The sequence below is a fragment of the Schaedlerella arabinosiphila genome (genome assembly GCF_003885045.1).
GTDB classification, from domain to species: domain Bacteria; phylum Bacillota; class Clostridia; order Lachnospirales; family Lachnospiraceae; genus Schaedlerella; species Schaedlerella arabinosiphila.
The window spans coordinates 378,270-389,959 of sequence record NZ_RHJS01000002.1; the positions used below are offsets into that span (position 1 = coordinate 378,270).

8 protein-coding genes are annotated in these 11,690 nt (G+C 48.2%); all 8 read left to right on the plus strand.

Annotated features, from left to right (window positions below; translation table 11 throughout):
• Positions 1–165 precede the first annotated feature (165 nt).
• Positions 166–3,255, plus strand: a complete 3,090-nt coding sequence (locus EBB54_RS02370; RefSeq protein WP_125126187.1) for a glycoside hydrolase family 3 C-terminal domain-containing protein — start codon at positions 166–168, stop codon at positions 3,253–3,255.
• A 16-nt stretch (positions 3,256–3,271) separates the two neighbouring features.
• A complete protein-coding gene (locus EBB54_RS02375) occupies positions 3,272–3,706 on the plus strand; it encodes a hypothetical protein (RefSeq protein ID WP_125126188.1) in 435 nt (144 codons plus the stop codon).
• A 60-nt stretch (positions 3,707–3,766) separates the two neighbouring features.
• Positions 3,767–5,248 (plus strand): MFS transporter, encoded by a 1,482-nt coding sequence (locus EBB54_RS02380; RefSeq protein ID WP_125126189.1) that lies wholly within the window; start codon positions 3,767–3,769, stop codon positions 5,246–5,248.
• A 74-nt stretch (positions 5,249–5,322) separates the two neighbouring features.
• Positions 5,323–7,194, plus strand: a complete 1,872-nt coding sequence (locus EBB54_RS02385; protein WP_125126190.1) for a leucine-rich repeat protein — start codon at positions 5,323–5,325, stop codon at positions 7,192–7,194.
• Positions 7,191–7,409: a hypothetical protein gene (locus EBB54_RS02390; RefSeq protein ID WP_125126191.1), complete on the plus strand. Its 219-nt coding sequence runs from the start codon at positions 7,191–7,193 to the stop codon at positions 7,407–7,409. Before EBB54_RS02385 ends, EBB54_RS02390 begins: the two co-directional genes overlap by 4 nt.
• On the plus strand, positions 7,406–8,782 hold the full coding sequence (locus EBB54_RS02395) for an MBOAT family O-acyltransferase (RefSeq protein WP_125126192.1): 1,377 nt from the start codon (positions 7,406–7,408) through the stop codon (positions 8,780–8,782). Before EBB54_RS02390 ends, EBB54_RS02395 begins: the two co-directional genes overlap by 4 nt.
• A gap of 22 nt (positions 8,783–8,804) precedes the next feature.
• The gene (locus tag EBB54_RS02400; RefSeq protein ID WP_125126193.1) at positions 8,805–10,118 is read left to right on the plus strand and encodes a hypothetical protein; all 1,314 of its coding nucleotides are present in this window, start codon (positions 8,805–8,807) and stop codon (positions 10,116–10,118) included.
• 106 nt (positions 10,119–10,224) lie between these two features.
• A complete protein-coding gene (locus EBB54_RS02405) occupies positions 10,225–11,676 on the plus strand; it encodes a family 43 glycosylhydrolase (RefSeq protein WP_125126194.1) in 1,452 nt (483 codons plus the stop codon).
• The last annotated feature ends 14 nt before the right edge of the window (positions 11,677–11,690 follow it).

Genomic DNA, 11,690 nt, shown 5'->3' on the forward strand with positions numbered 1-11,690 from the left:
AAGAGCATCCATAAATACAGCGAACAGAGGGGACTTTTGATTTTGGACGAAAATAACCGGCCCCTCCATTCGCGTCAAAAAAAGTGCAGCTGACGTTCCTGGCCATCTGCCGGAAAAAAGACATGCTATAATCCTTACATCAAAAAGAGAAAGGGAGAGAAAGAGATGAGTTACAGAAAAAATCTTTGGCGGGGCTTGTCCACCTGCACGGCATCATTGCTGGCGGTTTCTCTGGCAGCAGGTCCGCTCGTAGACAGCTATCGCACGGACATTGACAAATTCCTTGGAACGAAGAGCAGCATGATGGTCACGGAAAATACGGACGGAGAAGATTTGTATACTTACAAGTCGGATTATTCCAGCACCACGGAACTTCTGGATTCCATCGAAGACCTGGGGGAACGTATGAGTGAAGAGGGCACGGTTCTGTTGAAAAATGAAAACAATGCCCTTCCGCTTACTGAGGAAGAGACACAGAAAATTTCCCTGCTGGGCTTTTCCAGTTACTATCCGGTACAGGGCGGCGATATGGGAAGTTCTCTGACAGCCAATGGCGGGGGCGGAACAGACAACGGCGGAACAGACGCAGATACGGTAGATTTTGTACAGGCATTGTCTGCAAAGGGCTTTGGCATGAATGAAAAACTGCAGGAGCTTTACAAAGGTCTGGAATCGAGCTTTAAGACAGAAATCGATATGTGGGGAAATATCATGGAATATTACCACATTACCGCTCCGGCGACAGACGGTGTTTTTTCCAGCAAAGAGCCGTCTCAGGAAATCATGGACAGTACGGATCCTTCATGGAAAGACAGTATGGATGATTACAATGTGATGCTGGTGACCATTGCACGTTCTTCTACGGAAAACGGAACCTATCTGCCGGGAGAGACGGGCGTAGACCCGTCACAGAATCTGAACCAGACAGATCCTTTGGGACTTTCCGATGATGAACGTGATCTGATCAATGCGGCAGTTGAGGCGAAAAAATCAAACGGTGGAAAAGTGATCGTGCTTCTGAATAACGCAAATACCATGGAAATTGACGAGATCAAGAATCATACCGGTGTGGACGCGATCATGGAGATCGGCCTGCCGGGAGGATATGGTTTCTATGGAATCGCAGATGTCTTAAGTGGGGAGGCAAATCCTTCCGGCCATCTGACAGATACCTATGTTGTAAAGAATGCAAATTCTCCTGCGGCACAGAATTTTGGCAATTTCGCATGGACAAACCCGGATCCGTCTACCAGCACCAATTCTTTTGAGGTAGAGGCGGAAGGGATCTACACGGGATATAAATATTACGAGACCCGTTATGCGGATGTGGTGCTCGGGCAGGGAAATGCTGCTTCTAAAGCAGGAAGTACCACAGGCGGCGCATGGGATTATGACAGTGAAGTTTCTTATCCATTTGGTTATGGGCTGTCCTACACGACTTTTGAGCAGGAACTGGAAAGTGTGGAGGTAGATCTGGATTCCAAAACAGTGACCGCAGAAGTAACAGTGACGAATACCGGTGACGTTGCGGGAAAAGATGTGGTACAGTTCTATACATCTGTTCCATATACCGAATATGACAAAGAGCATCTGGTAGAAAAATCGGCAATCCAGCTTCTGGATTATGAAAAGACAGATCTCATTGAGCCGGGTAAATCCGAGAAGGTGACCATCACGGCAGACGCGCAGGATATGGCAAGCTGGGATTCCACCTGCAAAAATGAGGCGGGGACTGCGGGAAACTGGATTCTGGATGACGGAACTTATTATTTTACCGTAGGAAACGGAGCGCATGAGGCGGTCAATAATGTGCTTGCGGCACAGGGCGCGGCAGCAGACGGGGATGAGGGAAATGTAAAGACATGGGATTTAGACAACTTTGATTCGGAATCTTTTGCAGTGACATTAAACGGAACTCCGGTAGAAAACCAGCTTGCAGACGCAGATCTGAATTACTATATGCCTGATACGGTCACCTATCTGACCAGAAATGACTGGGAGGGCACCTGGCCAAAGACCTATCAGGATCTGACGGCGACGGACGAGATGCTGGATATTATGGACAATGACATCCGTGAGATTACGGCCCAGGGCGACCCTGAGTCTGTCATATTCGGCGCGGATAACGGCCTGACACTGGCTGATCTAAAGGGCGTGACAGATATTGAAGACGAGCGGTGGAGCCAGCTGATCGACCAGATTGAACTGGAAGAGGCTTTGATCCGTACTGCATTTGGCGGAACAAGCACGAAGATCATTGAATCCATCGTATCTCCTGAGGTAATTCAGAACGACGGGCCGAACGGTTTCAACTCCTATCCTCTGGGACAATATGCCAATAAGGATGCTTCTACAGGAGACCCCTGTGCAGTCGATCCGGATGACCCGAACCTGGGCTACAGGATGGGGGTTATGGGAAATGGCACAATTATGGGGCAGACCTTCAGCAAACAGCTCATGGAAGAATGGGGCAAGGTGATCGGAAACTACTCCCTGTGGGCAAATACAACGATTTTCTGGGGGGCAGGCACGAACCTTCACCGTGTACCGTACAATGCGAGAAATCATGAGTATTTTTCAGAAGACGCAGTGCTGACAGCAGGACAGGCTTCCACATTCATTGCCGCAGGACAGGAATACGGAACTATTATTGCGCCGAAGCATCTGGCATTTAATGATACGGAGATCAACCGGACCGGTATTGCTGCGTTTATGACCGAACAGGCGGCAAGGGAAAATGAACTCAGGGGGACACAGGATTGTATCGAAGAGGCAGGCGCCCTGGGTGTGATGTCCACCTATAACCGTGTGGGATGTACACAGAGCAATGCCCACGAAGGACTGCTCCTGAACATTCTCCATAAGGAATGGGGCTTCAAAGGCCTGATGTCGGAAGACTTCATCCAGGATCCGAATTATACGGTATTAAAAGAAGCCGTACATAACGGCGTGACCATGACCTGTAATACAGGTGACAACAATATTGAGGCAGTCTCTGCAAAATGGCCTTACTGGACCGTGGAAAATGTAAGCCAGGACGAGACTCTGCTTCAAGACTTGAAACAGGTGATGCTGTATCAGAATTATGCACTGGCGAATTCCAATGCAATGGATGGTATGTCTACCAGTACCCACATCGAAAAGGTCAATACATGGTATGACAACCTGGTATTGGGCCTGAGAGCCGGATTTGGCATTCTGACAGTACTTTGCATCGCGATGTATCTTCTTGGAATGAAGAAGAAAGAGCAGTAGGAAAGGGGAAAATGAGATGGGCGAGAAAAGAAAGATTGGTATCGGATTTATCCTGACAGTTTTGACGATGATCGTGACTGCCGTATCACTGTTCCTTTATCTGCAGAACTGTAAGACAAATTATTTTGCAAATATGGGCGTCAACACGACAGTGGCTGCATGCCTTGTGGCTGCAGTGGTGCTGGAAGCATTGATGCTGGCTTTATCCATGAAGCAGGGTGAGAAAGCGTATCTGGATGCGATCCCGGTAGTGTGCGGAATCCTGACGGCTGTTGCGGCAATCCAGTTTATCGGAAGCAGGATTGCAGGTGCGGCTTCCATTATGACCTTTGAAAGCAATGCAGAAAATATGGCGGACCTGAACAATGCCATTGTTGCCATGGCCTGCTGTGTGATCGCATTATTACTGGTGATGATCAGTTCCTTCTTTAAAGTTGTGAAAGAAGCATAATTATGGAAGTTTGGAACTGCACGGTAATACCGCTGCAGTTCCAGAAAGGAATGAAGAAATATGAGCAGTCAGAAAAATGATTTTTGGAGCAGTCCGCTGACTCGTTCCAGGATTACGGCCTCGGATGTCAGGACACCGGAGATGCTTCTGGGCTATTTTATCGGTCCTTTCGGAGCGCTGCTTTCATCCGGTATATTTACCAGCATCCTGCAAAATTATTTTACGGATGTTCTTCGTCTGGATCTGACGTTTCTGACAACCCTGCAGTTGTTCTCCACCATTCTGATCGTAGCGGCAAACCTGATCGTGGGACAGTTGATCGAACGGACAAAAACCTTTGCCGGAAAGGCAAGACCCTGGATCCTGCTTTCCGCGCTGACCCTGTCGGCGGCCAGTGTCCTGATGTTCATTGTCCCCTTTGAAGGTGCGGCAAAGCTGGTCTGGGTTGCCATTGCCTACAACCTGTATTATGCAGTGGCGTATCCGATCTATAATACGGCAAATTCTACGCTGGTGCCGGTGTCTACAAGGGACAGCCAGAAACGGGGCGTATTGGCTTCCTTTACCAATGTGGCGGGCCTGGGAGTTATGGGATTTGGCTCCATGGTATTTCCGATTTTAGTGTCCTTTGCATTAAAAGATAATCAGGCGTTGTGGTTTATGGTTATGCTGGCGGTTGCCGTATTTTCCGCGCTGACCATCTATCTGCAGTTTATGTTTACCAGAGAGCGTGTGACAGAGGAATTTATGGCGTCCGGTGGAAAAGAATCAGATGGAAAAGCGGCGGAATCCGTTTCCTTGTCCGCACAGCTGAAAGCCGTTGCAAGCGAGAAAATGTGGTGGATCGCGATTCTGTTCTACCTCGTATTCCAGTGGAGCGGCGCTATCAAAAATGGCTCCATGTCCTTCTTTTGTAAATGGGTATTGGATAATACTTTTTTTGGCTCCGCCGATGCATGGGGGGCTTCCCAGTCTCTTTTGAGCATTATGGGGGCGATTCCGATGGCTCTGGCAGTTGTGGTCGTGGTTCCGCTGTGCAATAAATTCAGCAAGAGAGTGGTTGTATTTATCGGAATGGTGATCGGTGTGGCAGGCGGTTTGATCGCCGGCCTGGGAAACGGGAGCATTGTGCCGGTAGCAGCCGGCGTTGCGCTGAAATGCCTGGGGGCTTCTCCGGCGGCTTATGTGATTCTGGCAATGTTGGCAGATGTGATCGACCATATTGAGTTTAAGGAAGGGATGCGTACCGATGGATTGACAATGTCTATCTATAGTTCTATCATGGTAGCAGGGACTCCAATCTGTAATTCCATCTTCAGTGCGATCCTGAATGTCAGCGGATATGTGCAGGATGCGGATGTGGCGCTGGGGACGGCGGCACAAAGTGCGGCAGTGCAGAATGCGATTTCGATCAGCTATATCTGGGTGGAGACTGCTGCTTATGCGGTTTGCGCGGTGCTGATCTTCCTGTTTACGGTGGAAAAGAATCTGCCGCAGGAGCAGGCGCAGATTGCGAAGAGGAAAGAACGGGAAGTGGGATAATGTCTTAAGTGCAGTGGATGGAATACCATCTGCTGCATTTTTGTAGTAGTCAATTACGGATAGAGGAGGGCGCAATGGAAAGAAAACGGCATATTGTTTCATGTGCCCTTGGGCTTTGTATTGCCTTTGGTGCCATGGGATGCGGCAAAAGGGTGCTGGAAGAAAAGGATTTCTGCCATCTTGTGCTGGAAGAGGGGGAAGGTTTTTTTGTGGAGGAAAGTGCCCTGACGGTGGAACGGGGGAAGGATGCGTCTTTTGAGATGATCCTGGAGGATGGATATGAACTGCAAAATGTGAAATATGGAGATGACAGGGAAGCAGGAAGTGCTGCCCGCAATTATTCCGTGAAATATGATGGGGATGGCAGAGCGCTTACTTTGACGCTGTATGACGTTCGATATTCCGAGACTGTGCAGGCACGGGTTGAAAAAAGCGATGTGGTCATCCGGTATCATGCCAATGGGGGCCGCAGATGTGAAAGCAGGGATATGGCGGATGAAGGATATGGGGAGGATGGCGGCGGGGATGAATTCCCGGTTGCTGTTGTGCGTTCCCATTTGCGGCCGAATACGTCGATTGGTACGGATTTATTTGAGAGGACCGGCTATACGCTGATTGGCTGGAATACAAAGCAGGACGGGAGCGGGACTCAGATCGGGCTTGGCAGCAGGGTGGATACTCAGGAGGGGATGTTACTCTATGCGCAGTGGGTTCCCTGGACGGATGCGGCTCATTTTGAGTATGAAGATCAAGGAGAATTTGCGCAGATTACAGATTATCAAGGGCAGGAAGATACGATCTGTATTCCGGCAGAACTGGATGGAAAGAAGGTAAGGCGGATCGCAGAAGGGGCATTTGCAGGTGTGGATTGCAGAAGAGTGATTTTGCCGCCGGGAATCTATGAAGTGGAAAACAAAGCGTTTGAAAGTGCATCGCTGCAGGAACTCTATCTTTATGATGATATTTCCAAGATCAGCGATCATGCATTTGCAGGATGCGGGCAGTTTGAAACGCTGCATATCAATGCAATAGAGCCGCCGGTATATAGCGGAAATTATTTTGACACCTTCCAGGACAAATATGACAGGCTTTTGCAGTTGAAGGATCAGAAAAAAATCGTATTGTTTTCAGGTTCTTCTACCCGGTTCGGCTATGACAGCGCCATGATCGATGAGGCGTTTGAGGAGTATGAGGTGGTGAACATGGGAGTGTTTGCCTATACTCCGGCGCTTCCGCAGCTGCAATTGATTCTGGAATGTATGCAGGAAGGAGATATTCTGCTCCATGCGCCGGAATTTGATGCCAGCAACCGGCAGTTCTGTGGGCAGAAAGCTTTGGATTACGCCACATTTGCTATGATGGAATCAGGTTACGATGTGTTTACAAAGCTGGATATCCGGGATTTTGAGCAGGTATTTACCGCATTTTCTTCTTACAATGCCGGGCGGGAAGGAATGGAAAAGAAAAATTATAAAATCTCCGCGTCTCATTATGATGAGGATGGTATTCCGGTAGAAGAAGACAGCTATAACGAATATGGGGACTATTGCCTGTATCGGCCAAATTCTGCAGAAGAACAGCCAATCTATGGCCTTCCGGTGCATTATACAGTCAATGCATTTCCAAAGGGACAGTATATTGAGCCGTTGAATGCAGTGTATGAGCAGTTTTTGGAAAAAGGGGCTGACGTTTATTTTACATATTCGCCCCGTAACCAGTATGCCGTGTCAGAGGAGAGTACACCCGAAGAACGTGCGCGGCTGCACCAGTATTTTCAGGAAAACCTGATCGTGCCGGTGATCACGGAACTGGAGGATTCTCTGGTTTCCGGGGTGTATCTGTATGGGACGGATAACCATCTGTCTACCGAAGGGGTGGAGATCCGGACCAGGAGAATCATTCAGGAATTGAAAGAAGAAATGGAAAAGGAACAGGATGAGAAATGAAGATCGGAATCATTTGCATTATTTGTGAGTTTTTTACTGTGGCCGGAATTCTGTATGCGCTGGTCTGCGGCGCTAAACTTCAGGAAATTTTGGCGGGGGTGCTTTTGATGCTCTTTGTGAGCCTGCTGGTCGTCCGGGCGGGCAATAAGAGAAAAGTGAAGAAGGCAGTCGGGCCGCAGCGCGGACCGGCCGTGAAAAATGAGGAAAATATATGAATTTTACATCTTTGGAATTTATCACTTTTTTTCCGGTAGTCCTGATTCTTTATTGGATCATGCCGGGACATAGAAGATGGATCCTGCTTTTAGCAGCAAGCTACCTGTTCTATATGGAGGGGAGCCTCAGATCAGGGGCGCTGCTTTTGTTTACTACAGGGGTATCCTATACGGCCGCATTACAGATGGAGAGAATCCGAAGTGAGAAAGGGGCGGGGGCAAAAGAGATTAGATTGTGGATGCTGCTGGCTCTTGTCTGCTGTCTGGGGTGTCTGGTGATCTGGAAGCGAAAAGGCTTTCTGGTTGTAGGAATTTCGTTTTATACATTCCAGACATTGGCCTATGTGCTGGATGTGTACCGCGGACAGATCCGATGTGAACGGCATTTTGGATATTATGCATTATTTGTCTCTTTCTTTCCTCAGTTGGTCGCCGGACCGATTGAACGGACGGAAAGTCTTCTTTTGCAGTTAAAAAAAGTACAGGTCTGGAATCGAAATGATTTTACTGATGGGGGCTGGCTTTTGCTCAAGGGCTTCTATAAAAAACTGGTGGCAGCGGACTATCTGGCGGTTTTTGTGGATGTTGTCTATGCTTCGCCGGGGGAGGCGGGGGGACTTGGGACAGTCCTTGGGACTTTATGCTTTGCGGGACAGATTTATTGTGATTTTTCCGGTTATACGGATATTGCGCGGGGGACGGCGCGTATGATGGGAATCCGTCTGACGGAAAATTTTAAAAATCCATATGGGGCGGAAAATATCCGGGAATTCTGGCAGAGATGGCATATCAGCCTGACAAAATGGTTTACGGATTATGTGTATATTCCGCTGGGAGGCAGCAGGTGCGGAACACTGATCCGCTGCAGAAATATCATGGCGGTCTTTCTGCTGAGTGGGTTATGGCATGGGCTGTCCTGGAATTACGCAGCCTGGGGGCTGCTGCATGGAGTCTGTTTTTTAGCGTATACATTGTGGAATGAAGTCTATCCGTCCAAAAGCGGCATGCATTTGCCTGGCCGGTTTGTTACATTTGGATTTGTCTGCTTTGCCTGGATCTTCTTCCGGGCAAAGAATATGAGGGAGGCAGGGCAGGTCCTGAGGCAGATCCTGTTCCACTTTGCAGATCTGGGAATCTTAGAGACACTGCAGTCCATGCAGATACAAAGAATCGACTTATTGCTCCTGCCGTTGGCGCTGGGCTGCCTGCTGCTTGTGGAACAGATGCCGGATACGATCTGTAGGGCCAGGACATTAAAAGAGACCATAAAAGTATCATTTCTTGGATTTTATATGGTAAACGCGATTGCCATTTCCTGGCTGGTTGGAGCCGCGGCGGACAGAGGAAATTCTTTTATTTATTTTAGGTTTTAAGTGTGGATTCGGGGGTAAGGACATGGAGCGGACAGCGAAAAAAGCGATACTTATCATAACAGGGATTCTTCTTCTTGCGATACCTGTATTTCTCATTGTATGTGCCCTCTGTCTGCCTGCCAGGTACGAAGAAACATTTTTAGGTGAACTGAGAGAGAAATGCAGGCGTCTGGAGGAAATCGAAGGGAAGCGTATCATACTGGCGGGAGGGAGCGGTATTGCTTTCGGCTATGACAGTTCGATGCTGGAGTGGGCATTCCCGGAGTATCAGGTTGTAAATTTCGGGATGTATGCAGGGCTTGGAACGAAAGTGATGCTGGATTTATCTGAGGGATCCGTGCGGGAAAATGACATTGTGATCCTGTCGCCGGAGCAGGAGGCACAGACTCTTTCGGACTATTTTAATGGAGAAGCCATGTGGCAGGCGGCGGACGGGGAATTTTCGCTGCTTTTCAAGATCAAACGCGGGAACTGGGGGCAGATGCTAGGGACGCTGCCGGGTTTTGCGGCAGACAAATTCCGTTATCATTTACATGGGACAACGCCTGAGCCGGAAGGGATATATCGGAAGGATTCGTTTAATGCATACGGGGATATTGACACAAAGCTGTGTGGGCAGAATATCATGCCGCAAGGATACGACAGGAACACTCCGGTTCGGTTTACAGACGATGTCTGGCAGGAGGAGTTTATAGAGTATATGAATACCTATGCCTTACAGCTTGAGAAACAAGGGGCAAAAGTCTGGTATCGGTTCTGTCCGGTCAATGCGTTGGCAGTAGGGCCAGGGGACATATCCGCATATTATGAAGCGCTGCAGACAAAGCTTTCTTTTCCGGTCATCGGGAACCCGAATGACAGTGTAATGGATGCGGAATGGTTTTATGATACAAATTTCCATCTGAATTCCAGCGGGAAGATTGTGAACACGATCCAATGTATTCGGGATATAAAAGCCATGCTGGGAGAAAGTACGCAGACGGCATATGAATTTCCAAATAAACCGGAAATGCCGGCGGATACGGGAGGGGATTTGGAGAAACAGCCAGAAATACTGTATGCAGATATTTATGCGGGAAATGAGGAAATCCAGGCTATCACGATACCGAAGGAGGTTGCACTGATTGAGGACGGTGCATTTGAAGGGTGCAGCCGGTTACAGGCAATCATACTTGAAAATGAACAGCCATCAGAAATCCGTCCGGGGCAGGGATTACTGCGTGGAACAGATGCGGATATCTATGTAAAAGACGAGGTATTGCCGGATTATCGGCTGAATTATTTTTGGTCCATGTATGCAGGAAGGATCAAGGCACAATCCACGTTAGAAAAATGACGTTTTACGTCAGGAAAAAGCGTCAGTCGAAAAAAAAGTTATAATAATCCATTATAAACGTGGACGAAACACGAAATAACAGATAAAATGGAGTGGAGGTTCTAAGATGAAAACAAAACAAGCATTTAACCCGTATCTGCCAAGTTATGAATATGTTCCGGATGCTGAGCCGCATATTGTGGATGGCCGTGTTTACATTTATGGTTCCCATGATCTGTTCAACGGCCTGAATTTTTGCCTGGGGGACTATGTGTGCTGGTCCGCCCCAGTCGGGGACTTAAGCAACTGGAGATATGAGGGCTGTATTTATAAACGGGAGCAGGATCCGGCGGCGCCCAGGATCCGCCTGACGAATGGGCTGGCGGCTCCAGATATGGTACAGGGGCCGGACGGAAAATACTATCTGTATTATTTCATGGGCGGCACAAAGATGATCTCTGTGGCAGTCTGTGATGAACCGGCAGGAAAGTATGAATTCTATGGATATGTAAAATATGAGGATGAAGTGCCTGTAGGCAAAAAGAATGAACCATTTCAGTTCGATCCGGGAATCTTCATGGATGATGACGGACGGCTGTATATGTACAGCGGCTTTGCGCTGGCGGGGAATCCCATTCTTCTGGACGGCTCTAAACCGACGGAGCATGGCCCTATGTGCTTTGAACTGGATCCTTCCGATATGCTGACGGTGAAAAAAGGCCCTGTGTATATTGGGATTGCAGGAGAGAAGGAAGCGCCCGGGACCCCTTATGAGGGACATCCTTTCTTAGAGGCAAGTTCCATGCGTAAATTCAATGGAACCTATTATTTTATCTACAGTTCCCTGAACAGCCATGAACTTTGCTATGCCACAAGTGACAATCCCACCAGCGGTTTTTCGTACGGGGGGATTCTGGTCAGTAACGGAGACATCGGAAGGCCGGGCGTGACAGACGTGAACCATGCAAAAAATTATACGGGAAATACCCACGGGAGTATTATTGAGATCAATGGAGAATATTATATATTCTATCATCGCCACAGCAACCGGAAGCAGTCTTCCAGACAGGCCTGCGCGGAGAAAATTCGTTTCGAAGACGGAAAATTTTATCAGGCGGAACTGACATCCTGCGGGCTGAACGGAAAGCCGCTGTCTGGAAAAGGGCATTATCCCAGTTATATCGCCTGTAATTTATATGGAAAAAAGGGAACCAGATTTTTAAGCATGATCAAGCATCCAAAGAGAGGCTACCCCTACTTTACTCAGGACGGTAAAGACCGTGAATCAGGAGATGACCAGTATATTGCGAACATGGATGACGGCGCGGTGGCAGGGTTTAAGTATTTTGACTTAAGAGAAACTTCCAAGATCAGGATTAATATCCGTGGAAATGCCTCTGGCATGGTTTATATCCGTACTGCGGAGAATCAGGAGCCGGTGGCAAAGATTGAGGTAAAACCGACAAAAGATGTGCATGGTTTTGTCTCGGAACTGAAAGCACCTGGAGAAAAGCAGGCGTTGTTTTTCAAATATGAAGGAAGAGGAAGCTTTGACTTTATTTCTTTTGACCTAGCATAAGAATGGCTGCAGCG

Bases quoted from the DNA above. Each gene is read 5' to 3' on its own strand.
- EBB54_RS02405 (WP_125126194.1), top strand. From the start codon at position 10,225: ATGAAAACAAAACAAGCATTTAACCCGTATCTGCCAAGTTATGAATAT.
- EBB54_RS02395 (WP_125126192.1), top strand. From the start codon at position 7,406: ATGAATTTTACATCTTTGGAATTTATCACTTTTTTTCCGGTAGTCCTG.
- EBB54_RS02380 (WP_125126189.1), top strand. From the start codon at position 3,767: ATGAGCAGTCAGAAAAATGATTTTTGGAGCAGTCCGCTGACTCGTTCC.
- EBB54_RS02370 (WP_125126187.1), top strand. From the start codon at position 166: ATGAGTTACAGAAAAAATCTTTGGCGGGGCTTGTCCACCTGCACGGCA.
- EBB54_RS02375 (WP_125126188.1), top strand. From the start codon at position 3,272: ATGGGCGAGAAAAGAAAGATTGGTATCGGATTTATCCTGACAGTTTTG.
- EBB54_RS02385 (WP_125126190.1), top strand. From the start codon at position 5,323: ATGGAAAGAAAACGGCATATTGTTTCATGTGCCCTTGGGCTTTGTATT.
- EBB54_RS02400 (WP_125126193.1), top strand. From the start codon at position 8,805: ATGGAGCGGACAGCGAAAAAAGCGATACTTATCATAACAGGGATTCTT.
- EBB54_RS02390 (WP_125126191.1), top strand. From the start codon at position 7,191: ATGAAGATCGGAATCATTTGCATTATTTGTGAGTTTTTTACTGTGGCC.